22 protein-coding genes are annotated in these 25,831 nt (G+C 49.2%); 6 read left to right on the top strand and 16 right to left on the bottom strand.

Annotated elements, in window-relative coordinates; genetic code table 11:
* Positions 1-23: 23 nt before the first annotated feature.
* The 3 genes from A0W33_RS17705 to A0W33_RS17695 all read right to left on the bottom strand — a co-directional run bounded on the left by A0W33_RS17705 (position 24) and on the right by A0W33_RS17695 (position 2,107).
* Positions 24-365, bottom strand: a complete 342-nt coding sequence (locus A0W33_RS17705) for an ArsR/SmtB family transcription factor (protein WP_068839431.1) — start codon at positions 363-365, stop codon at positions 24-26.
* Between the two features lie 421 nt (positions 366-786).
* A complete protein-coding gene (locus tag A0W33_RS17700) occupies positions 787-1,344 on the bottom strand; it encodes a hypothetical protein (RefSeq protein ID WP_071890975.1) in 558 nt (185 codons plus the stop codon).
* Positions 1,345-1,414: 70 nt separating this feature from the next.
* Complete coding sequence (locus A0W33_RS17695; protein ID WP_068839429.1) at positions 1,415-2,107, bottom strand: hypothetical protein; 693 nt, start codon at positions 2,105-2,107, stop codon at positions 1,415-1,417.
* 134 nt (positions 2,108-2,241) lie between these two features.
* Here A0W33_RS17695 and A0W33_RS17690 point away from each other — a divergent pair, with 134 nt between their 5' ends.
* Together A0W33_RS17690 and A0W33_RS17685 are read left to right on the top strand one after the other, a co-directional pair.
* Entirely contained in the window at positions 2,242-2,949 is a 708-nt protein-coding gene (locus tag A0W33_RS17690) for a hypothetical protein (RefSeq protein WP_068839428.1), read from the top strand.
* A gap of 51 nt (positions 2,950-3,000) precedes the next feature.
* The gene (locus tag A0W33_RS17685; protein WP_068839427.1) at positions 3,001-3,243 is read left to right on the top strand and encodes a hypothetical protein; all 243 of its coding nucleotides are present in this window, start codon (positions 3,001-3,003) and stop codon (positions 3,241-3,243) included.
* Between the two features lie 132 nt (positions 3,244-3,375).
* Here the strand turns inward: A0W33_RS17685 and A0W33_RS17680 are convergent, their stop codons facing one another.
* On the bottom strand, positions 3,376-3,621 hold the full coding sequence (locus tag A0W33_RS17680; RefSeq protein WP_068839426.1) for a hypothetical protein: 246 nt from the start codon (positions 3,619-3,621) through the stop codon (positions 3,376-3,378).
* Positions 3,622-4,214: 593 nt separating this feature from the next.
* Between A0W33_RS17680 and A0W33_RS17675 the strand changes: the two genes are divergently transcribed.
* Positions 4,215-4,817, top strand: coding sequence for a TetR/AcrR family transcriptional regulator (locus A0W33_RS17675; RefSeq protein WP_068839425.1), 603 nt, complete (start codon positions 4,215-4,217; stop codon positions 4,815-4,817).
* A 505-nt stretch (positions 4,818-5,322) separates the two neighbouring features.
* Here the strand turns inward: A0W33_RS17675 and A0W33_RS17670 are convergent.
* From A0W33_RS17670 to A0W33_RS17625, 10 genes are all read right to left on the bottom strand, one after another.
* Positions 5,323-6,480, bottom strand: a complete 1,158-nt coding sequence (locus tag A0W33_RS17670) for an iron-containing alcohol dehydrogenase (protein ID WP_068839424.1) — start codon at positions 6,478-6,480, stop codon at positions 5,323-5,325.
* A 74-nt stretch (positions 6,481-6,554) separates the two neighbouring features.
* Complete coding sequence (locus A0W33_RS17665; RefSeq protein ID WP_068840218.1) at positions 6,555-7,568, bottom strand: NADP-dependent oxidoreductase; 1,014 nt, start codon at positions 7,566-7,568, stop codon at positions 6,555-6,557.
* 191 nt (positions 7,569-7,759) lie between these two features.
* On the bottom strand, positions 7,760-8,104 hold the full coding sequence (gene rplT / locus A0W33_RS17660) for a 50S ribosomal protein L20 (RefSeq protein ID WP_068839423.1): 345 nt from the start codon (positions 8,102-8,104) through the stop codon (positions 7,760-7,762).
* A gap of 99 nt (positions 8,105-8,203) precedes the next feature.
* Positions 8,204-8,398 (bottom strand): 50S ribosomal protein L35, encoded by a 195-nt coding sequence (gene rpmI, locus A0W33_RS17655; protein WP_068839422.1) that lies wholly within the window; start codon positions 8,396-8,398, stop codon positions 8,204-8,206.
* Positions 8,399-8,421: 23 nt separating this feature from the next.
* Positions 8,422-8,943, bottom strand: a complete 522-nt coding sequence (gene infC / locus A0W33_RS17650; RefSeq protein WP_074937141.1) for a translation initiation factor IF-3 — start codon at positions 8,941-8,943, stop codon at positions 8,422-8,424.
* Between the two features lie 119 nt (positions 8,944-9,062).
* Positions 9,063-11,000, bottom strand: coding sequence for a threonine--tRNA ligase (thrS, locus tag A0W33_RS17645; protein ID WP_068839420.1), 1,938 nt, complete (start codon positions 10,998-11,000; stop codon positions 9,063-9,065).
* 14 nt (positions 11,001-11,014) lie between these two features.
* Positions 11,015-12,085, bottom strand: coding sequence for a tetratricopeptide repeat protein (locus A0W33_RS17640; protein WP_082815295.1), 1,071 nt, complete (start codon positions 12,083-12,085; stop codon positions 11,015-11,017).
* Positions 12,086-12,242: 157 nt separating this feature from the next.
* Positions 12,243-13,031 (bottom strand): tetratricopeptide repeat protein, encoded by a 789-nt coding sequence (locus A0W33_RS17635; protein ID WP_068839418.1) that lies wholly within the window; start codon positions 13,029-13,031, stop codon positions 12,243-12,245.
* Between the two features lie 64 nt (positions 13,032-13,095).
* Positions 13,096-15,846, bottom strand: a complete 2,751-nt coding sequence (locus tag A0W33_RS17630) for a DNA gyrase/topoisomerase IV subunit A (RefSeq protein WP_068839417.1) — start codon at positions 15,844-15,846, stop codon at positions 13,096-13,098.
* On the bottom strand, positions 15,839-17,701 hold the full coding sequence (locus tag A0W33_RS17625) for a DNA topoisomerase IV subunit B (RefSeq protein ID WP_068839416.1): 1,863 nt from the start codon (positions 17,699-17,701) through the stop codon (positions 15,839-15,841). The genes A0W33_RS17630 and A0W33_RS17625 overlap by 8 nt, the downstream gene beginning before the upstream one ends.
* Before the next feature lie 343 nt (positions 17,702-18,044).
* On the opposite strand from A0W33_RS17625, the gene A0W33_RS17620 reads away from it, so the two are divergent.
* Complete coding sequence (locus A0W33_RS17620) at positions 18,045-19,190, top strand: AI-2E family transporter (protein WP_068839415.1); 1,146 nt, start codon at positions 18,045-18,047, stop codon at positions 19,188-19,190.
* Between the two features lie 131 nt (positions 19,191-19,321).
* A complete protein-coding gene (locus tag A0W33_RS17615; protein ID WP_068840217.1) occupies positions 19,322-20,737 on the top strand; it encodes an exonuclease domain-containing protein in 1,416 nt (471 codons plus the stop codon).
* 54 nt (positions 20,738-20,791) lie between these two features.
* Here the strand turns inward: A0W33_RS17615 and A0W33_RS17610 are convergent, their stop codons facing one another.
* Positions 20,792-23,149 carry an ABC transporter permease gene (locus A0W33_RS17610; RefSeq protein ID WP_068839414.1) on the bottom strand — a complete coding sequence of 786 codons (2,358 nt, stop codon included), beginning with the start codon at positions 23,147-23,149 and terminating at the stop codon, positions 20,792-20,794.
* 413 nt (positions 23,150-23,562) lie between these two features.
* Here A0W33_RS17610 and fbaA point away from each other — a divergent pair, with 413 nt between their 5' ends.
* A complete protein-coding gene (gene fbaA / locus A0W33_RS17605) occupies positions 23,563-24,642 on the top strand; it encodes a class II fructose-bisphosphate aldolase (protein ID WP_068839413.1) in 1,080 nt (359 codons plus the stop codon).
* A 107-nt stretch (positions 24,643-24,749) separates the two neighbouring features.
* Here fbaA and otsB read toward each other — a convergent pair whose 3' ends face one another.
* Positions 24,750-25,577: a trehalose-phosphatase gene (otsB, locus tag A0W33_RS17600; protein WP_068839412.1), complete on the bottom strand. Its 828-nt coding sequence runs from the start codon at positions 25,575-25,577 to the stop codon at positions 24,750-24,752.
* Positions 25,578-25,831 lie beyond the last annotated feature (254 nt).

The following is a 25,831-nucleotide window of genomic DNA, read 5'->3' as shown; positions in this document are numbered from 1 at the left end:
AGTATAAGGTTGAATTATTTATGTTAGCAGCCGCAGCCATCGGCGCAGCAGGTGCTTTTGATGTTGTGCAGCATTGCCTCGAGCAGCTGCCTGGCTTTGTCGTATTGCTCCTGATCAATGCAGTAACACACTGTCAGGCCATTGATCTCCCCCTTGATAAGTCCTGCGTTCTTTAACTCCTGTAAGTGCTGCGAAACCGTAGTGCGGCTTAAAGGCAGCGCATTCGATATATCACCAGAGATACACGTCTTTGTTTCTGCCAGGTGCTGCAGAATGGCAACACGAGCCGGGTGCGACAGAACTTTGGCAATTCGTGCTACCTCCTGCTGTTCCTGGGTAAATGCGGTGGCTTTTGTGAATGTCATGAATAGGGCTATGTTGTATGACGTAAACATACGACATATCTATCTGAATGTCAACTCCACTGCCTGTATTCTTATTGCCTGTCTTAATATGTTTAGCTGACACAAAGACCTGGTTGTTCAGCGCCTTAGTATAATTTTTCCATAGCCTTTCCTGAGTGTAGTTAGCTTAATGCATTACTAGATATTATAAATTCTACTGAATTGATTGTAAAGTCCTTAATAAATGTATTTCATTTGCCACTGTGTTATCTGAAGCAGAAGATTAAGTGCATACTTCAAACCTCCCAAAGCTGCTCTGCACACTCAGATCTAGTAAACCCACAGAAATAAAAAAAGCCGCAGCTAACGCCGCGGCCTTTTTCAGATGGAAATATGATTCCTTTTACACCTGTTCCTCAAAATTGTTTCAGGTGCATCAGCTTTATCTGTTATAGCCACCAAAGTAGCCGTAGTTCCTGTTATTGCTCGTGCGGTCCCGGTCTCCGAAGTGGTCGTTTCCAAATTCGTGCATATTACCTTCCACGCCATAACCCGGGTCGTGACGGAATCCGTGGTTGCCCCGGCTGTCGAAATCGCGGTATCGATCCCCCTCCTCAGGGTTATCATAATTGGCATTGTAGCCTTTTTTGTAGCTGTAGTGCCTTTCCCTGCCTGCATAAGGGCCTTCCGCATAAGGGAAGTAGTCAACCCGGTCCAGATCGTCGTCTGTGGCATGGTGCAAGCCGTACTCTACCGGACGCGGCTGATTAGAGTAGTTTGATGTATCATACATCTGGTTGTAGGAATCGTTCATGTTTCCCACGTGCCTTCCCTCCTGCCTGTATTCATTGTTCCTGTTGGGCTCGTAGCGTGGGTAGCCTTCGGCATCACGGCCATACTCAGCTTTGTAATAGTTTCGCGGGTGGTCATTCCGCTCCCTTCTGTCCTCACGGCTGTAGTTCCTGTCTCTATCGCTATAGTTATCTCTGTCGTATCTCATGGTTTTAAGTTTGGGCAGCACCTTCTGTGCATCGATGCTGCGGTTATTAAAAATAAGTTAAATGGAAGTACTAGCGCCTGTCGCGCTCTCGCATGTAGCGTTCATAATCCTGATTGCTGTTGCTCTGCCAGTTATCCATCTCACTGTAATGGGCTCCTTCACCATAGTGCACCTCGTTTCGAGAGTAGTTACGCCCGGCGAAACCGGTTGTGTAATCATCGTCGTACATGCGGTTTCCCTGCTCGTAGCGGCGGTATGACTCATAGTCGCCCCGGGAGCTTCTATCCCAGTTGCCATCGTTGCTTCCGCGGCGGACATCGTGCCCAAAGCGCTCATCTGCCATTCCGTAACGGTAGTCTGAGCCGCTCTTACGGTTTGGACTGTCATAGTCGTTGTTCGAATAATCGGCGCGCGCATCATAATGGCGGCTGGAATTATAATCGTCTCTCGGCACGTAGGTCATGCCGTAGGGATTGTCGCTGTTGTTGCCCTGAGTATAATCGGGGCCACTGTATTGCGCTCCGCCTGCCTGAAAGCGTCCCTGTGGATACATCTGGCTTTGGTCTGCATTGCTGTTGAAGCTAGCGGGATCGCCATAGGCACTGTTTGCATTATTGCCATAGCCCCGGTTAAAATGGGAATCCACAGTATAGTTTCCTCGGTCGGAGTTTTGCCCCTGGTGATGGCCATGCAGCCAACGGGCATCGCTGTCAGGCTGGTACTCATCTCTTCTTCTATAGTTATCTCTTCTTTCGTTGTTCATAGCTTTTTAGGTTAATGATGATCACAATTATTATACTTCTTACGGAACACACCCGCTCTTGGGTTAAGCCTGCTGGTAAACCTGTGCGGCCGGCATCCGTTTAAAAAGTATAGAAAACATTAAACACAACCACTATGGAAAGAAACAATTGGAATAACCGAGACAACGATAGAAACGAAAGAAGCATGATTCCTGAGCGCAATGAGAGGCGCAGCAGAGACGAGGATTCGTACCGTGGCGCTTACCGCCTCGATACCTCCAGCGACCACCGCAACGAAACTACCTGGAATGGCTATGGCAGCACAGAGCGCGGCAACAACCGGGGCGAAGAGCGGTTCAGGGACAACAATACTTACCGCACGCACCACGACCGCGGCTACGATCATGACAACTACAACATGAACAGCCGCTACCGCGACCAGGGCGGTGCCTCCCGCGGTGGCTATTCAAGTTCAGGCAGAGATGACCAATACAACAGAGGCGGCAGCGGCTATGGAAACAGGTATGGCGGCGACAACAACCAGCAGCACCGCAGCGTGCACGACAGAATTGAGCGCCGCGATGCGTATGGCACTGGAAATTTTAACTCAGACTACAGGCAAGACTCTTATGGCAACGGAGGGGGGGCCAACTATGGCAATGAGGCCGGCTCACTCAGCTACGGATACGACGGCACCAGCAATTATGATCCGGATTGGAACCGGCAATACAACCCGCTAACCGGTGAGCGGAAGAGCTATCATGGCGACTACACCAGCCGCCACCCTGATCGGGAGCAGCAGTATCGTCAAAACAGGAACGACAGGCGTAACTGGAACGACAATGACCGTTACGACAGATAAAGAGACTGTCGCAGTTTTCAAATATTTTACCTAAACCATTAATTAACGAACATGAGCAAGAACGATAAAGATAAAGACAAGGGAATGTTGAAGGATGAGAACGTGAACAACACCATTAACAAGGGTAACAGTGTTCCAAACATTCGCCCGACTGGTGAACCCGAGATAGTGGACAATGAAGATATAATAAAAGGTAAGGTTGGCGGTGCCCCCACACAGAAAAGCGGCAGCCGTGGCAGCGCTGATGTAGAGGATGGAGGAAATGACATCGGCAGCAGTGCTGGTAGCCATTAAACTACTCCTTTCAAGTATAAGTATAAAAGGGGCTGCTGGCAATATGCCAGCAGCCCCTTTTATACTTGTCATAAAATAGAAAAGCCACCTTATAAGGTGGCTTTAATTATATGCTGTTGAATTTAATCATGCTTATTGCAGTTCTTCCTGCTCCATGTACTCCCACATGGCATCTTCGCTTGCACCACTCTTTGCTGCATACACCAGCATGGTTGTATAAACACCAATCAGCAGGAAACTAAGCGGAATAGAGAAAACAAATGAGACAATCAGAGTTTTTACCGGATCTGGTTTTGATTTCATTTTGGTAGAAGCATACCAGAAAAACAAAATGTTAAAAATTCCAGAGAGTGCTACGAGATTGAAGATGTCGATCATTTGGCTAAAAGCTTAATTTAGGGTACAGGCCTTAAAATATGATTTGTATTTTTTGACCAACTAACTTGTAAAACCTGATGTTCTTTGTTACCTGCCTTAGCTGTAACTGCTTATGCAAGTTAAATTATGCCTCTCAAATTAACAAGTATCTGAATAATAAATTTTACAATAATATAATACCGATAGTTCCACATGTATAGCTTTAGACCTGCCGTCTTTAATCCGTTGTGATAACATTAGAAGTGCATTCAGGAGCAATTTAGCACTTTGATTAGAAAACAGAGAGTTTATGATGCTTTATGGCTAAAGCGGGAAACGCAGTTTAATCCTTAAAAATTTCTACCTGCCAAACATGCTCCCTGCAGAAATGCAATGACAACACTTCTACTACTGTAAAAAGCTGCATCCGTTGCTGCAGAAAGTACTAATTGTTAGGTGGGCTTATCAGTACTGTTGCCATACCCTGATGATTGTTTGAAAGCCTGCAAAGTTTTTAATTGTTTACAGCATCGGGTGATATCTGGATAGGCTTTTTAACAATATCGGTATATTTGTGGAGCTGTTATACTTCAACCTGACCCCTATCTATCTCCATGGAGGCTACTGAAAATCCACGCATCAGAATAATTGCAGAGGCAAAAAGCATGTTTTTTACCTATGGCTACAGCAAAGTGTTGATGGCTGAACTAGCGAAGCGGCTCGGCATGAGCAAAAAAACACTGTACCAGTACTTTACGAGTAAGGAGGAACTGCTTAATGTAGTAATCCGACAGCATGGGCATGAGATTCAGCGGGAAGTAGAGCGGATTTTAAAGGACACCGCCATAGCGTTTCCGGAGAAGGTAAAGCAGATATTCAGCTATGTGGGTATGAAGCTCCACGATATTAATCCTGAGTTTGTGCGGGACATTAAGCTAAATGCCCCTTCGGGATGGCAGCAGTTACAGCAGCACAAGGCAGACGCAGCTTTCCTGCGGTTTAGTGCTTTGCTTGACGAAGGGATGATTAAAGGTTATATCAGAGCGGATGCCAACAGAGCAATGGCTGTGTTGCTTTATGCAAGTGCCTTGGAAACTATTCTGAATCCAGATTTCACGCAACAAGTGCCGCGGGAGCTAATGTCTGAACTGCCTGGAGACCCGGGTAGCGTGTTTGATGGTTTGGTGAATATTATTTTTAAGGGCATTCTTGCCTAATGCATTAAAACTAATTTATGACAGATATAACCTTTATAGTTTGCTTCGCTAGCTGCGCGGCAGACAACGCCAAGTATTAGCGAAGCCTGTCTTAAAGTATAAGTTATGCTACAAAAAAAGGCCCCATAACTTTGGTTACGGGGCCTTTCATACTTATTCTTAAGGTCAAGTTTCAATAGTGTGATCACAGCTAAAGGAAAGCTGTACGTGTGAATCGATAACTCATCGGATTAACTCAAACAAACCCGACATAATCCATTTTCCTGTTCTAACTAAATCGTCCATAGTAAATCGTGCGTTTATTGTGCTTAAAGCCATCAAGATAGCCTTCTGTACTTAACGATAAAGTTAACGCATGGTTGGCAGAATTCTACTTATTTAACTTCCGTATTTATTACGAATATTCCTGCTGCTATATTCAGATAAACTTTCGTTTGTTCTAGCGCTAATTCAACTCATAAAAAGGCCTTGCATTAACTTTGCAAGGCCTATTGTGCCGTAACTATTATAAACTCATAGTTAGGATTTCCTTCACGTCCGGAATTTGAATGTCTGCGCGCTCTCCCAGGTTCTTCACACCGCGCTCCTCAAAGCGCTTAACAATATGGTCAATGGTGTCCTGCCCAACTTCGTAATCAGATAACCTGGTCGGAATGTCCAGCGATTCAAAAAAAGCGATGGTAGCCTGAATAGTGGCTTCGATGCATTCATCCTCTGTGCCTGCGTCTACACCCCATACGCGTCTTCCGTACTGCAACAGCTTCTCCTTTTTTGTCTCACTTTTGTACCGCATCAGCGAAGGAAACACAATAGCCAGCGTACGTGCATGGTCAATGCCGTGCAGCGCCGTGAGTTCATGCGCAATGTAGTGGGTGGCCCAATCCGTAGGCACCCCGGTCCGAATCACACCGTTCAGTGCCATCGTGGCGCACCACATGAAGTTTGCCATGGTATCGTAATCTTTCGGGTTCTGGATTGCCTTGGGCCCCTCCTCTTTCAGTGTGAGCAGAATTGCTTCTGCAAAGCGATCCTGCAGCGGTGCATTTACAGGGTATGTCAGGTATTGCTCTAACACGTGCGTGAAAGCATCTACAATGCCGTTGCTGATCTGGCGCAAAGGCAGCGTAAACGTTGTCTCCGGGTCCAGTACCGAGAACTTTGGAAAGGTATAGGCGCCACCGAATGATAGTTTTTCCTTGGTTGAGACACGTGTAATCACAGAACCGGAGTTCATTTCAGACCCTGTGGCAGGCAAAGTAAGCACGGTGCCAAAGGGAGCCGCTTTCTTCACCGGCTCGCGCTTTGCAAGTATATCCCATGGGTCTACTCCCTCATACTCCATTGCAGCCACAATGAACTTGGTGCCATCTATCACAGAACCACCGCCTACAGCTAAGAAGAAGTCTATTTGATGGCGCTTGGCAATGTCCACCGCCTGCATCAGCGTTTCGTAGTGCGGGTTTGGTTCGATGCCGCTGAACTCGAGCACCTCAAACCCCCGCAGTGCCTCCATTACCTGCTCATACACGCCGTTCTTCTTGATACTGCCCCCGCCGTAGGTGAGCATGATGCGCGCACCAGCCGGTATCTCTTTGCTAATACTGCTAATCTGGCCTTTCCCGAAAAGGATTTTTACCGGGTTATAAAATGTGAAACTATTCATTCTTAAAAGTAATTTATTAAAGCGATGCTTGCTGTTTCTGCTATACTTGCCTTTGGCTTATACTGTTATACTTGCTAAGCTGAGCGTTCAGCTACCATTACCAGTTGCTTTCCGGTGTTCTCTCCTGCAAATAGCCCCAGAAACGCCTGCGGAATCTGATCAAAACCCACAGTGATTGTCTCCTGGTACTGCAGTTTTCCGTTTTTTACCCAACCTGCAAGCTCTCTGGCGGCCTGCTCGAACTCACTCGCATAATCACTCACGATAAAGCCTTTCATGAGGGCGCTTTTAGTGAGCAGGATAGGCTCTACGCGCAGTCCTGTGGCCGGTCTGGTATTGTTGTAGTAGGAGATCTGGCCGCAAACGGAAATGCGGGCGTGCTTGTTGATGCAGAAGTACACGGCATCAGAAATCTCTCCGCCAACGTTGTCGAAGTATACGTCAACTCCATCGGGGCAGGCACTGGCAATGGCTTCGTTTATGTTGGCTGTCGTTTTGTAGTTAATGGCTTCATCAAAGCCAAGTTGCTCTTTCAGGTAAGCTACTTTTTCGTCAGATCCGGCCACGCCCACTACGCGGCAGCCTTTAAGTTTGGCGAGCTGCCCCACTACGGTCCCAACCGCGCCGGCTGCACCGGACACCACGACTGTTTCTCCTGCTTTGGGATCACAGATGGTGAGCAGGCCAAAGTATGCTGTGAGTCCGGGCATTCCTAAAATGCCAAGATGATAACTAAGCGGAGCCACGTCCGGATTTATTCTGGTTAAGCCATGGCCGTTGTGTACGCTATACTGCTGCCACGGCAAATTGCCCAGCACCACGGCTCCTTTCGCCAGGCTGTTGTTTTTACTTTCCTCCACTTCGGCCACAACGCCCCCGGAAACCGGCTGCCCCACCTCGAAAGGCGGCACATATGATTTGGCATCGCTCATGCGCCCACGCATGTATGGGTCCACAGAGACATATAGCGCTTTTAGCAGCACCTCTCCGTCCTGCAGTGCGGGCACTTCTGATTCCTCGAAACGAAAGTTCTCTTTAGTGGGCAAGCCTTTCGGCCGGCTCGCCAGTAATATGGTTTTATTTTTCATGTAACTGATTTGCATTGAATACCTGCAAAACCAGCTGCTGAAGATTTTGTTTAACGTATCTGCCACATATGCTTACAACGTGCTGCTGTACAGCGTCAAAAAAGAAGAAATAAAAGTCTCTCTGAAAATCGCCTTAAACAAAAAAGGGCTTAGCAGTTGCTAAGCCCTTCTGTACTATATTTAAAGGTAAACTACTTTACCTTATCAACGATGCTTTTGAAAGCCTCTGGGTGGTTCATCGCCAGGTCAGCAAGTACTTTGCGGTTCAGGTCGATGTTAGCCTTCTTCAGGGCACCCATCAAGGCAGAGTAAGACAGTCCATGCTCACGTGCACCGGCGTTAATACGCTGAATCCACAGGGCTCTGAAGTCTCTCTTCTTGGCTTTTCTATCACGGTAGGCGTAAACTAAGCCTTTTTCTACCGCATTTTTCGCAACAGTCCAAACGTTCTTGCGACGGCCAAAGTAACCTTTGGCCATTTTCATTATTTTCTTTCTTCTGTGTCGTGCTGCTACGACATTGACTGATCTTGGCATTTCTTAAGAGTTTTGGCAACTGGTGATTCTAAATAATCTTTTAAAGACCAGGCACCGGGTTCGTACTAATAATTAACCTTTCCTAATTCTATCGCAGAATTAGATTTTAAGCATGAATTTAACGTTGCTTTCGTCAGCTTTGCTAACTAGGCCAATGTGCGTCAAATTACGCTTCTGCTTTGTGGTCTTCTTTGTAAGGATGTGGCTTTTGTAAGCGTGCTTGCGCTTGATTTTGCCAGTACCTGTCAAAGAAAAACGCTTCTTTGCACCAGATTTGGTTTTTACTTTTGGCATGAGTATTAAATTAATTAAACAAATTACTTCTTTACAGGAGCATTCTTTGGTGACAGGATCAGGAACATGCGTTTCCCTTCCAGCTTGGGCAATTGCTCAACCTTCGCTAAATCCTCCAGTGCCTGGGCAAACTTCAGCAAAAGGATCTCACCGCGTTCTTTAAACACGATTGATCTACCCACAAAGTGCACATAAGACTTAATCTTATAGCCACTTTCAAGGAAACCTTTGGCATGCTTGAGCTTGAACTCAAAGTCATGGTCATCGGTGTTAGGACCAAAGCGAATCTCCTTGATCACTACCTTTTGCTGTTTGGCCTTTAACTCCCTGGTCTTCTTCTTCTGCTCGTATTTAAACTTCGAGTAGTCGATGACACGGCAAACTGGTGGAGTAGCAGTTGGCGAAATCTCAACGAGGTCAAGATTTTGCTCATTGGCTATTTTTTGAGCATCTCTGGTTGAGTATACCCCTTGCTCAACATTGTCACCTACCAGCCTGATTTCTCGGGCAGTTATTTTTTCGTTGACTTTGTATGGCTCTTCCACCTTTCCGCGTGGGATGTAGCGCCTGTTAGTAGTAGCTATAGTTTGTGCCTCCTTAGTTTAAATTCTACAATTAAGTTGCGAATATCGCACTTTTTATATCAAAAAGAAAATTACTTTCCTTATTTGTTCAGCATTTCGGCGACTTTGCCTTGAAAGAGGGTTTTAAATTCCTCCACAGTCATTGAGCCAAGGTCTCCCTCGCCGTGCTTTCGCACGGAAACAGCCCCGTTTTCCTGCTCCTTCTCCCCCACAATCAGCATGTAAGGCACTTTACGCACCTCTGCATCACGAATCTTGCGGCCGATCTTTTCATCACGGTTGTCTACTGAGCCACGGATATCCTCCAGTTGCAGCGCTTCGTACACCTGCTGGGCAAAATCGTGGTACTTCTCTGAAATAGGAAGTATGGCATATTGCTCAGGGCTTAGCCACAGCGGGAAATTGCCGCCACAGTGCTCAATCAGCACCGCCACGAAACGCTCAAGCGAACCAAATGGTGCCCGGTGAATCATTACCGGACGGTGCTTGGCGTTGTCTGCGCCGATATACTCCAACTGGAAGCGCTCAGGCAACTGATAATCCACCTGAATGGTTCCGAGCTGCCACTTGCGGCCAAGGGCATCCTTCACCATAAAGTCCAGCTTAGGTCCGTAAAACGCAGCCTCTCCCAATTCGGTTACAGTGCGCAGGCCTTTCTCTGCAGCAGCCTCTATAATGGCAGTCTCAGCTTTATCCCATGCCTCATCGCCGCCAATGTACTTGGCTTTGTTTTCCGGGTCGCGCAGGGAGATCTGGGCTGTGTAATCTTCAAAGCCAAGTGCCTTAAACACGTACAGCACCAGGTCGATTACCTTGGTAAACTCTTCCTTCACCTGATCCGGGCGACAGAAAATGTGAGCATCATCCTGTGTAAAGCCTCGCACGCGCGTCAAGCCATGCAGCTCGCCGCTTTGCTCGTAGCGGTACACCGTACCAAACTCAGCCAGACGCACCGGCAGCTCCTTGTAAGAGCGCGGGCGCACTTTGTAGATCTCGCAGTGGTGCGGGCAGTTCATCGGCTTCAGGAAGAACTCCTCGCCCTCGTTTGGCGTTTTGATAGGTTGGAAGGAATCTGCCCCGTACTTCTCGTAATGGCCTGAGGTTACGTACAGTTCCTTGCTGCCAATGTGTGGCGTCACCACCGGCTGGTAGCCCGCACGCATTTGGGCTTTCCGCATGAACTGCTCCAGGCGCTCGCGCAGCAAGGTGCCTTTCGGCAACCAAAGCGGCAAGCCCATGCCAACCTTCTCGGAGAAGGCAAACAGCTCCAGTTCCTTACCAAGCTTGCGGTGGTCGCGCTTCTTGGCTTCTTCGAGGCGCTCCAGGTGCTCAGTCAGGTCTTTCTGCTTCGGGAAGGTTACGCCGTAAATTCGCGTCAGCTGCTTGTTGTTTTCATCACCACGCCAATAAGCGCCGGCAATGTTCATAATCTTGGCAGCCTTGATAAAACTTGTATTTGGGATGTGCGGTCCGCGGCAAAGGTCTACGAACTTGCCTTGCTCATAAAAAGTGATGGAACCATCCTCCAGGTCCTTTATCAGGTCGAGTTTATACTCGTCGCCTTTCTTCGTGAAGTAATCGATGGCTTCTGCCTTGGACACCTCGCTGCGTTTGAACTCATTCTTCTGCCGTGCCAGCTCCAGCATTTTCTGCTCCAATTTGGCAATATCTTCCTGCGACAGGTGGTGCTCCCCTAGGTCCACATCGTAGTAAAAGCCATTCTCCACCGGAGGGCCAATACCAAACTTCACGTCCGGATACAGGTCTTCGAGTGCCTCGGCCAGTAAGTGAGCAGAAGAATGCCAGAACGCGTTTTTCCCTTCGTCATCGTTCCAGGTGAGCAGCTGCACCTGGGCATCCTCGGTTATAGGCCGATTAGAGTCCCAAACGGAGCCGTTAACTTTGGCGGCAAGCACATTACGGGCTAGGCCCTCGCTTATGCTCTGGGCAATCTCAAAGCTTGTTACGCCTTCCTGGTACTGGCGCACAGAGCCATCTGGCAGTGTGATGTTGATCATAGTGGTTTATCTTTCTAATATTCCTGTAGGCGTACGGCTGCACTATCAGGTGTTGGTTTTGCTAATCTATATTTCAATCGGGCAATAGCCTGGTATCCGTAAGTATAACGGGGCTCTACAGCCACCAAACGTTGGTAGGTGGTCAAGGCATCCCTCGTCCGTCCGGTACGTTCGTAGGCGCTGGCCAGCTTGGTCAGATACTCCGGCTTGTTTTTATACTTGCTATAGGCTTTTAACAGGTGCGCCAATGCTTCTTCGTTGTTCCCAAGCTTGTGCTGGTAGAAGCCTAACCTGTAATGTGCCCCAGAGAGTGTGTCGTTTATACTTAGTGCTTTGTTGAAGGCCCACATGGCGCTGTCCTGCTTTTGCTCTGCCTCGTATACCAAGCCCTGGTTATATAAAAGCTTATAATCTTTTGCGGCAAGCCTTTGTGCTTTAAATAAGTATGGCTTTGCCTCAGCATAGTCTCCCCTGCTTACAAGTATAGCCGCCAACTCCCGCTGCGGCTCCATAAACCCCGACGACTGCTGAAGTGCCAGCCGGTAATTATTCATGGCATTAGCGGTATCTCCCGTTGCCTCCTGCACCCGGCCTTTGTAATAAAACGCAAACTCATCGGTCGGGGCCAATTCCTGCGCCTTCTGGAGGTAACGCCTGGCCTGCTCATACTCCTTCCGCTGTAAGTATAGTTCCCCTAACAGCACATAGAGCGAAGAGGTCTGGTAAGCGTTTCGCTCAGCCTGCAGCGCCAGTGGCAATGCCTCCTCCTGCCTTCCGAGCGCCCGTAGGGCCTGCGCCTTTACAAACATGGCGTAGGGGTCGTTCTTGGTAAACTGTACGGCCTGCTCTGCATCTTCCAATGCCTGTTCCAGCTTTCCTGTGCGCAGCAGCGCCACGGCCCGGCGGGCATACAGACTTCCATCCCGTCGCGAACGTTCAATGGCTGCATTCAGGTTTGTTAGCTGAACGGCAGGGTCATCTTTCACCTCCTGCAGGTTTACCATCTGCTCCCGGTCACCCTCATCCTCCGTACAGGAGCCTACCGCAACAGCTACAGCCAACAGTAACAATCTGAAATTACGCATCCTCCACGGTTTATTTACTGCGCCTAAGCCCGTTTATACTTGCCAGCGCTAAATTAAGATAATTTGCCCAAATAGGTACACTCTCCTGCTGCCCGAGGGCAAACAAAAAAGCCTGCTTCGTTTTAGAGGCAGGCTTTCCGGTGGTAAAATGTGCAGATTAGCTTTTTAGCTTTCCCTGCAGCATGATATTGCATCGCCTGCTTAATTCCAGTTCCTCCTTCGTTTCAGAGGTTACGGTCAGCGCCTTTCGCAAGGTGCTGATACAGGCACTCGTATTTTTCATTTCTTCATACACAAAAGCCAGATCATAGTAATACCGAATGTTACGCGGGTTATACAAAATGGCTTGCTCAATGGCATGCGCCGCTTTTTCGTTCGTAGCCTCGCCACAAATCCCGCCAAAGAACATGCTCGAAGCTGCCTTCTCTGCAAAATTCAGGTTTGCCATCTTGAAATACCAGCGCCCCAAAATGTGCCAGGCTCCTGCATGCTTCGGGTTGTCAACCAAAGCGGCATCCACGAAGGACTTGATCTGGTTTATGCCCTGCAAGCGGATTCTGGCGCTGGACGCCATCGCTTCACTACCCAAAGACAAAGCCATGACATAATTGGCTTCGGCATCTGTTGGCTGCAGTTCGTACGCCACCATGGCATACTCCTTTGCTTTCAAAAAATGCCTCATTCGGCTTGTTTCATCCGGGTAACGCTCTCCGATACGGCAATGTAGAAAGCTCGCTTTGCACAGGGCTTCGTAATTTTTAGGTGACTCCGCCAGCACCTGCTCATAAAGTTGCAGCGCCTCGCTGTCCTGATAGCTGTTCAGAAGTTCCTCTGCACGCTGCATTAGTTCTTTACCCGATGCAGCCCCACCGTTTGCCATAGCAGCAACAGGTGCACCCGCACAAAGTATAAAACTAACAAGTATGTATGTACAAAGTCTCTTCATTTGGTCTCACCTACCCAACAATCTACAAGGAATGATAGACTTTAGCAAGCGCTATAAAGAGTTTCTAGAACAAATCCAGTTGCTTTTTGCGCCTCAGCGCTTCTTTTTCATCGCTATCGCCTATAGTAGCCACTACGTTTTCGGCGTCAGAATGTTGGCTGCCGCTGGCTTTGGCTGCTTCCTCAGCTAGTTCCTTCAGCTGCGAAGGCAGCGTAACCGGCTCCTTCCGGGCCGCCTTCTTCGCCTTTGGCTTGTCCTCGCCCGGCTGCTCCGCTGCCTGTAGCTTTGGCACCTCCACCTCATAAATCTTAAAGTAGTTCAGCTTGTTACCGAGCGCTTTCCAGCCCTTCACATCAATAAACTCATTAAGCAGCAGCTTCTCCGTCTCACGCTCGCCACGCAGGCTTCGCTTGAACTTGATCGTTGCCAGCGGTTCCGGATGTGTCGACACGGCTTCCAGTTTAGAGTTCTTCGTTTCTGGAATGAAAGCGAAGCGTTTGCCGATCGTAGTGGTTTCTATTTTGAAACGCTTCACGTAGTACAGCTTGTTTTCCCCTTCGTAGTATATAGTGGAAACCACCAGTTCTGGATCAAACTTCTGCAGCACTTTCAGCTTCTCTACTGTGTAGTGGTTCGCCAGGTCAAATGATGTCAGCTCATAGGTGCCGTCCTCATAAATGGCAAGTATGGAATCCTCTGTGTTGAAAGAACCCAGGTAACGGCCGCGCCCTTCGGTATTCAGCCTTCCGATCACCTCGTCATAGTAGATCTCACGACCACCCAGGGTAGACTCGCCCAGGCTCTTCTGCACCACCTTCTTCACCGGGTACTTCGTCACGATGTTACCGTTCGAGCCCTTGCCCTTGATCATCAACTCGGCAAAGTCATAGTCAAACGACTTGATGCGTGCCGGCGCATTTGGGGCCAGCGTTATGTTCACCACTTCTGACTCAGAGTTCGGATTGGCGGTGAGGTAATGTACCTTAGAGCCTTTCTCTCCTTTTGTAAGGTCGTACTCCTTTTCACGTGTGATGGACTTCACAGCAAAGCGCTTGGCATAAGACACGCCGGATTTGCCATCCAGGTAGATCATATTATACACCATGTGCTCGTCGTTCTTGTTGTAAACGCCGGCCATGATGATGTCTTTGCCTACAAAGGTCTTCTCCGCCACTTTCGTCACGGTAAACTTGCCATCCTTTCGGAACACAATGATATCGTCCATGTCCGAGCAATCACACACGAACTCATCTTTGCGCAGGCCGGTGCCGATAAAGCCATCCTTGGCGTTCATGTACAGCTTTTGGTTTGCAATAGCCACGTTCTGCGCATTAATCACATCAAATGTCTTGATCTGAGTGCGGCGGTCTTTGCCCTGCCCATACTTCTTCAGCAATCCTTCGAAGTATGAAATGGAGTAGCGGATCAGGTTGGCCAGGTTATCGTCTACCTCAGCCATCTCCTCCTCCAGCTTGTTGATATACTCATCCGCTTTAAAGGAGTCAAACTTGGAGATGCGCTTGATCTTGATCTCAGTCAGGCGCACAATATCCTCCTCCGTCACGTTGCGGCGCAGCAGGTGCTTGTAAGGGTCCAGACCCGTATCTATCGCGTTAAGTACCGCCTCCCACGTCTCGCACTCCTCAATGTCGCGGTAAATGCGGTTCTCGATGAATATTTTCTCCAGGGATGAATAGTGCCACTTGTCCTCCAGTTCCGCCTTGCGAATCTCCAGCTCGCGCTTAAGCAGGTCTACCGTTTTTAAGGTAGAAATGCGCAGCAGCTCGTTCACGTCCAGGAAGTGTGGCTTATCGTTGATAATCACACAGGCGTTCGGGGAGATGGCCACTTCGCAGTCCGTGAAGGCGTAAAGCGCATCCATGGTCAGGTCAGGCGATACGCCAGGTGGCAGGTGCACCTGTATCTCCACGTTGGCGGCGGTATTATCCACCACCTTCTTGATCTTGATCTTATTGTTCTCGCTGGCCTTTACGATCGACTCCATCAAACCCGTTGTGGTGATGCCGTAAGGCACGTCACGGATGATGAGCATCGTCTTGTCCACCTTCTCGATGGTGGCACGCACACGGATTCTGCCGCCGCGCTGGCCGCCGTTGTAGTTGGTCACATCCACCTGACCACCGGTCAGGAAATCGGGCAGCAGGTTGGTGCTGCGGCCTTTCAGCACATCGATAGAACCTTTGATCAGCTCCTTGAAGTTGTGCGGCATTATCTTGGTAGACAAGCCAACGGCAATACCTTCCACACCCTGCGCGAGCAACAGCGGGAACTTCACCGGAAGGGTAATCGGCTCGTTTTTACGTCCGTCGTAGCTTAGCTGCCACTGTGTGGTCTGTGGGTTAAACACCACATCCAGCGCAAACTTCGAAAGGCGCGCCTCAATGTAACGGGAAGCCGCAGCGCTGTCGCCGGTGCGGGCATCCCCCCAGTTACCCTGGGTTTCGATCAGCAGGTCTTTCTGGCCTAGGTTCACCATGGCATCGCCAATAGAGGCGTCGCCGTGCGGGTGGTACTGCATGGTCTGCCCGATCACGTTAGCCACCTTGTTAAAGCGGCCGTCGTCCATCTCGCGCATGGCATGCAGGATGCGGCGCTGCACCGGCTTCAGTCCGTCCTCAATGGCTGGCACCGCTCGCTCCAGAATCACATAGGAAGCATAATCGAGGAACCAGTTTTCGTACAGGCCGGACACAGGCGTTACGTTGTGGATGGTTTCCCCCTCCCCATCAGTAAACTCCACTTCCAGTTCGCCTTCTCTTTCTACTTCTTCGTTATTCAACTCTTCGTTATGCATATAATTCTTCAACTATGTCTTTCTCAATCTTCAGGTTCTCGATGATGAACTGCTGCCGGTCAGGCGTGTTCTTGCCCATGTAGTAGCTCAGCATCTTTTGGATGGTCGTATCCTTGTGCAGGATTACTGGCTTCAGCTTGATGTTGTCGCCAATAAACTTACCAAACTCATCCGGTGAGATCTCACCCAAACCCTTAAAGCGGGTAATCTCAGGGCGCTTGCCCAGCTTCTGTATCGCTTCCTGCTTCTCATTTTCGTTGTAGCAGTAGATGGTCTCCTTTTTATTGCGCACGCGGAACAGCGGCGTCTCCAAGATAAACACATGGCCGTTACGCACCAGGTCCGGGAAAAACTGCAGGAAGAACGTCAGCAGCAGCAACCGGATGTGCATGCCGTCCACGTCAGCATCCGTTGCGATGACCACGCGGTTGTAGCGTAGCCCCTCCAGGCCCTCCTCTATGTTCAGGGCATGCTGCAGGAGGTTGAACTCCTCGTTTTCGTACACCACCTTTTTCTTCAGGCCGAAGCAGTTTAGTGGCTTACCGCGCAAACTAAACACCGCTTCGCTGTCCACGTTGCGCGACTTGGTAATCGATCCACTTGCCGAGTCCCCCTCCGTGATGAATAGCGTGGACAGCAGGGACTTTTCTCCCTTATCCTCGTTGAAGTGCAGGCGGCAGTCGCGGAGCTTGCGGTTGTGCAGGTTCGCTTTTTTGGCACGCTGGTTCGCCAGCTTTTTCACACCGGCCATGTCCTTGCGCTCACGCTCACTTTGCATGATGCGCTTCAGCAGGGCTTCGGCAGTAGCGGGGTTCTTATGCAGATAATTGTCCAGGTGCTCCTTCACGAAATCGTTGATGAAGGCACGCACGGCAGGCCCGTCAGGGCCCATTTCAATGGAGCCCAGCTTCGTCTTGGTTTGTGATTCGAAGACTGGCTCCTGCACACGAATGGAAATCGCTCCTATAATAGAGCCGCGAATATCGGCCGCGTCAAAGTCTTTTCTGAAAAAATCGCGCATGGTTTTCACCACCGCCTCGCGGAAAGCCGCCAGGTGCGTACCACCCATGGTGGTGTACTGGCCGTTCACAAACGAGTAATATTCTTCGCCGTAGTCGTTGCCGTGCGAAAGCGCCAGTTCAATGTCCTCTCCTTTTAAGTGGATGATCGGGTAGCGCAGGCTTTCTTCATCGGCTTTATCGCGCAGCAAATCGAGCAGACCGTTCTCTGAATAAAACTTCTTGCCGTTAAAGTTTATGGTGAGGCCGGCATTCAGATACACATAATTCCACAGCTGGTTCTCCAGGTAATCTGGGTTGAACTGGAAATTCTTGAAGATGGTATCGTCGGGTGTGAAGATCGTGAGCGTTCCGTTGCGCTGGCTGGAGTCCTGCAGCTCAAAATCCTGTGTTAGCACGCCTCTTTCAAACTCAGCCGCTTTCATTTTGCCATCACGCACAGACTGTATGCGGAATTGGCTTGATAACGCGTTCACCGCCTTGGTACCCACCCCATTCAGACCTACCGACTTCTGGAAAGCCTTGCTGTCATACTTACCACCGGTGTTGATCTTGCTTACACAGTCAATCACCTTACCGAGCGGAATGCCGCGGCCATAGTCGCGCACCTGCACCTTGTGGTCCGACACCTTAATTTCTATGGTTTTACCGTACCCCATCACGTGCTCATCGATGGAGTTATCGATTACCTCTTTCACCAGAATGTAAATACCGTCATCCGCTGCAGAACCGTCGCCAAGCTTGCCAATGTACATGCCCGGGCGAAGCCTAATGTGCTCGCGCGGCTCCAGCGAACGAATACTGTCTTCGTTGTAATTGTGCTCTAACTCTGCCATACTGTAAGCGTAAGTGTAGTTTTAAGGGATATCAATCCGAAATATAGAAATTATAAAAGACAAGTAGCAAACATTCGCGCCTGCTTTGTACTAAGATAGGGAATGCGTAGTAAAATTACTAAATATTTTAGTTAATCTTGCTGCACTATCTGCTCTCGCATTATTTTAAACCATATTTAAAGCTAGCAAGTTCAGTGAAACCATAGTTTTTACCTACTATTTAAGCTAATATTTTTAGCAACTATAATATAAATTTAAAACTATACTTGTACCATTACATTTGCTTAATTTTGGTTGTTGCTGTAAGTTTCACAACTATAATTTGGCATCAGCCGCCGTCTAAATGGAAATAAAGTTACCAGGATATTTTAAAATCGTTGTTTTGCTGCTCGGCGTCATCCTGCTGGTTTACTTCCTGCAGTTGTTTCAATCCATACTTGTACCGCTGGCTTTCTCGCTGCTTTTTGCGCTGCTGCTACTGCCCCTGAACCGTGACCTCGAGAAATTCAAGGTGCCACGGCCCTTGGCTATTCTCACTAGCATTATCCTAATTGTGGTGGTGCTCGGGCTGGTGATCTGGTTCCTGATGTCGCAACTGATGGACCTGACGACAGAGCTGGACACGATCAGCGGCAACATAGAAAGGTTGATAGAGCGCGTGCAGGTGTTTCTGAAAGAACGCTTTGGTATAGAGCCCTCTAACCGCACTGAGCTAATTCAAAACTCCATCTCCAGCCTGCAGAACCTGGCCACCAATGTCATGGGCAGCACCATATCCATGACCACTGGTTTGCTGGCTGCCTTCACCGTTATTCCGATTTATGTTTTCTGCCTGCTCTACTACCGCGACCACCTGGAGCGCTTCCTGTTCAAACTGGTGGCAAAAGACAAGCGCGGCGGCATGATTCAGACACTGACAAACATACAGCAGGTGGTGCAAAGCTATATTTCCGGGCTGATGATCGTAATTGTGATTGTGGCCATGCTCAACTCGGCCGGCCTGCTTTTACTGGGTGTGAAGTATGCCATCTTCTTTGGCGTGTTTGCCTCTATTCTGACCATCATTCCCTATATCGGCATTCTGATCGGGTCGTTGCTCCCTGCCCTGCTGACACTTGCGACCACGGGCCACCTGTTTGATGCCTTGCTGGTGATTGGGGTATTTGTGGTAGTGCAGTTCCTGGAGGGCAACTTCATCACGCCCTACGTGGTGGGCTCCAAGGTAAGTATAAATCCGTTCGCGGCCATACTTGCCTTGTTGCTCGGAGGGCAGATTTGGGGAGCCGCCGGCATGATCATGGCCATTCCGGTTATTGCCATGCTGAAGGTTATTTTCGACTCCTATGAGCCCCTCGAGCCGCTCGGTTTCCTGCTATCAGACATTGACGATGTGAAGCCAAGGCACCTCAAGAAAGAGGGCCGGGTGCACCAGTTTTTCCGGGAAATATGGAACGGTGTGGCGCGGGGGAAAAAGGACACGGAAGAGTAACTTGCTAATACGAATCGCAGAAAAAAAGGAGAGCAGGTAATTTGAAACGGTTTACTAATAAAATTGGTTTAGAGGAGAGGGCTGCAGCAGACGCTGCCAGCGCGCAGAACGAGCAACTAAACCAGAGCCACTTGTACGCAATAGTAGACATTGAAACCACCGGGGGCCAACCGCATCAGGATAAGATTACCGAGATTGCCATCTTCATCCATGACGGGGAGAAAATAGTGGACAAGTACCATACCCTAGTAAACCCCGAGCGCCCCATTCCCTATTTTATCACCCAACTGACAGGTATAAAAGACGACATGGTGACCGAGGCGCCCAAATTTTACGAGGTCGCCAAGGAGATTGTGGAGTTTACTGAGGGAAAGGTGTTTGTGGCGCACAACGTGCGTTTTGATTACTCTTTCCTGAAAAAGGAGTTTGGCGACCTGGGCTTCACATTTCAGCGCAAAACGCTTTGCACTGTGCGGCTGAGCCGATCGCTGATACCGGGGCTTCCCTCCTACAGCCTCGGCAAACTGTGCCACAGCATCGATATTCCGCTAACCCAGCGCCACCGCGCCATTGGCGACGCCGAGGCAACGGCACTGCTGTTCGACAAGCTCATCAAGATAAACCGCCCTGTGGTGGATGGCAACATGAACATGGCTGCCGACAATACCACGCTGGTGCTGAAGAAAGAAATTGCAACATCGCTGCTGCCGCCGGCCATCAAAAAAGAGCAGGTGGATGCGCTGCCGATGGTGCCGGGAGTATATTATTTTCACAACGAGGCGGGTGAGGTGATTTACGTGGGCAAGAGCATCAATATCAAAAAGCGCATCATCCAGCACTTTAACATCGACTACAAGAGCCGCAAATCGCTTGACTTTAAGAACAGCATTGCCGACATCACTTATGAGCTGATGGGCAACGAACTGGTGGCGCTACTGTTCGAATCAGCTGAGATAAAGCGCATGAAGCCGCAGTACAACCGGCAGCAACGGCGCAGTGTGTTCAACACCGGCATCTTTATGCACGAGGATGCCAACGGCTATAAGCGCCTCAGCTATGGCACCATCAACAGAGCTGATAACGAGAGCCTAACCCCGATCATCGCACTGTCTAATCACTTTAAAGCGAAGGGGTTCCTGTTTCACAAGGTGGCCAAGTATAACCTCTGCCAAAAACTGTGCGACCTGTACAAAACCAACGGCGCCTGCTTTGATTTCCAGGTGCACCAATGCAATGGCGCCTGCATCGGCAAGGAAAGCCCGGAGGAGTATAACAAACGTGTGGACGAGGCGATCGATTCCTTTACTTACGAGCATAACAGCTTTGTGCTGATTGGTAAAGGGCGTGAGCCGGGTGAGAAATCTGTGGTGGTGGTCGAGCACGGCACCTACCTGGGCTTCGGCTTTGTGGATGAAACATTTTCGGCGCACAGCCTCGACGATTTCAAAGGAGCCATTCAGCGCTACAACGACAACAAGGACATCCAGCAGATCATCCGCAACCACATGCGCAGCAAGCACAAGGATAAGGTGATTATTTTTGCATAAAGCAGCGCCCGGTAGGATCGTACTTTAGCAGAGCTTATTATTGTTTGAAGGAGCTCAAACGTCTTTGAGGCACTGGGATGGGCTTATTCTGGAGGCTTTTACTGCCTGCATGCCCACCGTAAACCAGGAAATTACCAACGCCAGCAGGCCTGCGCCTGCAAAGTACCACCACGCTAATTCAATCCGGTAGGCAAAGTTATGGAGCCAGTAATCTGCTATAAGGTAACTGAGTGGCAGGGCAATCAGGATGGCTGCAAGCACCAGTTTGGTGAAGTCGACGGACAGCAGGAACACAATGCTGGCTTCGCTCGCACCCAACACTTTGCGGATACCTATTTCCTTTAATCTCCTTTCAGCGGTGAAGGCGGCCAGGCCAAACAAGCCAAGGCAGGAAATGAGCACCGCCAACCCGGCAAAGTACCGCGATAGTACTGCCACCCGCTGTTCTGCAGCATATAATTCCTGATAGTCTTCATTCAGAAACCGGTAATCAAGTATAAAACCCGGGTTGTAGGCTTTGTAAAGCTGCTGCAACTGCGCTATCGTTTCCCTTTCCCGACCGGCTTCGATCTTCAGCATCACCTTGATTGCAGTTTGTGGCTGCAGTCGGAAAAACATCGGTTTTATTCCTTCATGGAGTGACTGGAAGTGGAAGTCTTTCACTACACCTATGATTTTTCTGTTCTCCCCCCACAGGTTTACCACTTCACCCACGGGGTTTTTCATCGCCATGGTTTTTACAGCCGCCTCATTAAAGATGATCTTTGCTGTGTCTGCGGCGAAGCGCCTTGAGAAGGTGCGGCCTTCTTTCAGTTGTATTCCCAAAACTTCTATCATGCCGTAGTTGACCACCACATTCTGAAAGGCGATATTTTCGTTGCCCTTCCCTCGCCAGGCAAGCCCGGTAGTAGAACTATAATCGCTGATGATGCTCCCACCGCTGGATGCGTTTACCACGCCCGGTATTTTTTTCACCTCGGCCAGAAAGGTTTCCAGTTTATCCTGCACCTGCCCCTCTGCGTCAAAATAGATGACGTTGTCCTTGCTGTAGCCCAGGTTCTTGGTTTGTGCGTAATGATTCTGCTTATACACCACGAGTACAGACACAATGAGGATCACGGACAACGTAAACTGAAACACCACAAGCCCCTTTCGTGCCCACAGTTCCCCCGCCAGCGTGTCTAGTTTTCCCCTTAAAACCGCTGCCGGCGTGAACCCAGAAAGGTAAAGCGCCGGGTAGCTGCCCGCCAAAAACCCTGTAAGCAAGGTAATGCCAAGTATAACCAAGACGAACTGCGGCTCATAATGCAGCGTGAGTTGTTTTCCGGTAAGCGCGCTAAAGGGTGCCAGCGAAAGCTCCACCAGCATCAGCGCTACAATAAGCGAGGCCAGCGACATCAACAGCGATTCTCCCAGGTACTGCAGCACAAGCGATTGCCTGCTCGCTCCCATGGCTTTCTTGATGCCCACTTCCTTTATTCTTCTCGATGCCTTGGCGGTGGAAAGGTTCATGAAGTTAATGCAGGCGATGAGCAGTATGAAAAGGGCGATTAGCGAAAAAAGCCGGACATACACTATCCTGCCCCCTGTCTGTACTCCATTCTCATAGTTTCCATACAAGTATAAATCCGAGAAAGGAGTGGCAAACAAGGTGACATTGGTGTTTGGCGCTTTGCTTTTCAGGAAGCTCCCGATTTTCTGGTTAAACTTTTGGGCATCGGTGCCTTCTCTTAAGACCAGGTATGTTCTGGCATTGTGGTTATCCCAGTGCAACCCGTCTCCGAGCATGTCTCTGAATTCTTCGAAAGACAGGAGAAAGTCGAACTGCTCGGAGGAACCTGAAGGTATAGTTTTAAAAACTCCTGCGATAACGACCGGCTTATGGAAATGCAGAATTTGCCAGTTAATCGTTTTACCAACCAAATTCTCTGTGGTGTTGAACAGCTTCAGGGCCAGTTCCTCTGATATGACGATGGCATTCTTTGAGGCCAGCACCTGGTTCTTGTCGCCTTGCAGGAGCGCATAGGAGAACGTGTTAAAAAAGTCTTTGCTTACAAACTGACCGGCTGCACGAATATGTTTCTCCTCGTTAGAAAGAGTAAATTTATCCGGGATGTCTGATGAACTGACGGCATACGTTACTTCTGGCATTTCTGCTGCCAGGGCCTCTCCCAGGTTGCCGGGGCTTACCTTCCAGGTTACCACGCCTTCCCTGTTATGGTGGTTTGTCATCACCTGAAATAACTGCCTGTCGTTTTCATGGAACTTATCTTTCCGAAGCTCATCGTTTACCCACAGAAATATAAGCACAGTGCAGGCTAAGCCGGTCGAGAGCCCGATCAGGTTTATAAGGAAGGTACTTCTAAACCGTTTAAAGTTTCTGTAGATAAGCAGAAGGCTGTGCTGAAACATAGTTTATTTTGTTTGGCAAGTATAGATCAGGAGGCGAGTGATAAAATTCATTAGCTGTGTTTCCAATAAGTGTACCATTATCTAATACATGCCTAATCTTATCATTCTGTCTGCTTCAGCATTGTTTAGTGTCCGATATCAGACACTAAATCGTACGATTCCATACGCTTCGCCACGAAGCATAAAACAGTATATAGTTTTTTTAGAACGCGTCCGCCAAAGTGTGCAATGGCCCGTATAGACAACTAGAATCAGCCGGTGTTTCCTGTAAAACAGAATCAAAGCAGGCTGTTTCTTTAATTCTAAATATATAGTAAATTTACTTTCGATAATTGCTTCATTCCAACAGAAAAATCATCAGAAAAGACTATAGATTAACCTAAATAACCCATAAAAAACTAAAAGATAAACCTGTGAGCGAAACAAAAACAAGATTCAGAGCCGGTGTGCTTTACGGAGACGAGGTGACTGAACTCTTCAAGTATGCGAACGAAAATAACTTCGCCCTTCCTGCCGTAAACGTTATCGGCACAAACTCTATCAACGCTGTGCTGGAAACGGCAAGAGAAGTAAACTCTCCAGTTATCATTCAATTTTCGAATAGCGGCGCGCAATTCTACGCGGGCAAAGGCCTGTCGAACGACCAGCAGAAGTCTGCCATTGCAGGCGCTATTTCAGGTGCACACCACGTGCACATTATGGCTGAGGCTTACGGAGTACCCGTAATCCTGCACACCGACCACGCTGCCAAGAAATTGCTGCCATGGATTGACGGTTTGCTGGATGCTGGTGAGCAGTACTTCAAGGAGCACGGCAAGCCACTATACAGCTCGCACATGCTGGACCTTTCTGAAGAGGAAATCCAGGAGAACGTGGAAACCTGCGTGAGCTACCTGAAGCGTATGGACAAGCTAGGCATGACGGTTGAAATCGAGCTTGGTGTAACAGGTGGCGAGGAAGACGGCGTAGACAACTCTGATGTGGACAGCGCCCGTCTTTATACTCAGCCTGAGGAAGTAGCCTACGCGTACGAGGAGCTGAACAAGATCAGCAGCCGCTTTACCATTGCCGCTGCCTTCGGTAACGTGCACGGGGTGTACAAGCCAGGAAACGTGGAGCTTCGCCCTGAAATCCTGAAGAACTCACAGCAGTTTATCCAGGAGAAGTATAACACGCAGCCGAACCCGGTAAACTTTGTTTTCCATGGCGGCTCAGGCTCTGAAAAGGAGAAAATCACTGAGGCGATCGAGTACGGCGCCATCAAAATGAACATCGATACGGATATGCAGTGGGCTTTCCTGGAAGGTGTACGAAACTACGTAACCGACAAGAAGGATTATCTGCAGTCGCAGATCGGCAACCCTGAGGGCGAAGATGCGCCGAACAAGAAGTATTACGACCCGCGTGTGTGGCTGCGTAAAGGTGAGGACACGTTCATCACCCGTCTGAAAGAGGCTTTCGAGGATTTGAATTGCATCAACCGAAACGCTTAATCCATACTTGGGTAAAACAGGAAAGGCAGCGAGTGATCGCTGCCTTTTTTTCTGCCGTTCATTTTGTTCAGCACAAGTATAAAGCCTCCGCCTATACTTGTCGCTTGTTATGCCTGCTGTTTTACAGCTTTGGTGAGTGCCTCTAAAAAAACCTGCACCTCCGTTACATCCTCCAAACGATATTCTGCCGCAGTCAGCGCATCGTGCTCCCCTACCATAATGCCCACGCCCTGGCCTTGTAAAGTGGCAAAGGCATCCTCGTCGGTGAGATCATCCCCGATGTAGAGCGGCACAATATCCGGCTGGTTCAGCTCCAGTTTGTCCATCAGCCACAACACGGCTTTGCCTTTGTGCCAGTCGAGGTTTGGCTTAAGCTCCATGATTTTTTTGCCCGGTCCCGGTTTAAGCTCCTGGTGCTTCGCAAGAACTTCCTGCACGACCTCCAGCACCTCGCTAACCTGCTCCTCCGGCACATTGCGGTAATGCACGGCAATTGCGTAGCGCTTACGCTCCACAAATGCTCCTTCTATGTTCTGCAACTGCTCCTTCAGTTCCTCCTGGGCTACATCCAGTGCGGGTATGGCTGCTGCGGCTCCGCCGGGTTCCGTGTGCAGGTTGCCTGGTCCTGAAATATCAAAGCCGTGTGAGCCAGCGTAGTACAGGTTCTCCAGTTGCACCAGCCCTTTCACGTCTGCCCGGTCGCGACCACTTACCACGGCCACGCTGCACACATCGGCCAGGCGCCTGAGCGTGGACCGCATTGCCTCTGTAAGTATAGCCTTGTCGGGGTCCTTCACGATAGGGCTTAGGCAGCCGTCATAGTCCAGGAAGACAGCGGGCTTTTTATTGCCGATCAATTGCTGTACATCCGGTAGCGCTGACGGTAATTCGTTTGGGTTTGTCTGTTTGATGTTACGGTGGGTGTTGTTTTCCATTAGTAATTGCTTTATGCTTAGCGGGCTTTGCCTCTAAAAATTTCCGGTGGCTAAAACACCGAAATTAGACTAAACTTCTTTAGAGGCACATACTCTTCTTTTGTGCCAACAGTTATACTCCTTAACCCAAGTGCTCCACCTGAACTGCAAGACGGCAGAGCTACCGGCCTGAAAACAGCAAACGCCTCTTAAACTGAAGAGGCGTTTGCTGTTTTACTTTTTTTTATTTCCATACCTTAGTGGCAGGATGGTTA

Origin of the sequence: Pontibacter akesuensis, assembly GCF_001611675.1 — a bacterium.
In the GTDB taxonomy this organism is placed as follows: Bacteria; Bacteroidota; Bacteroidia; order Cytophagales; family Hymenobacteraceae; genus Pontibacter; species Pontibacter akesuensis.
This window is presented reverse-complemented; position numbering and strand designations above follow the sequence as displayed.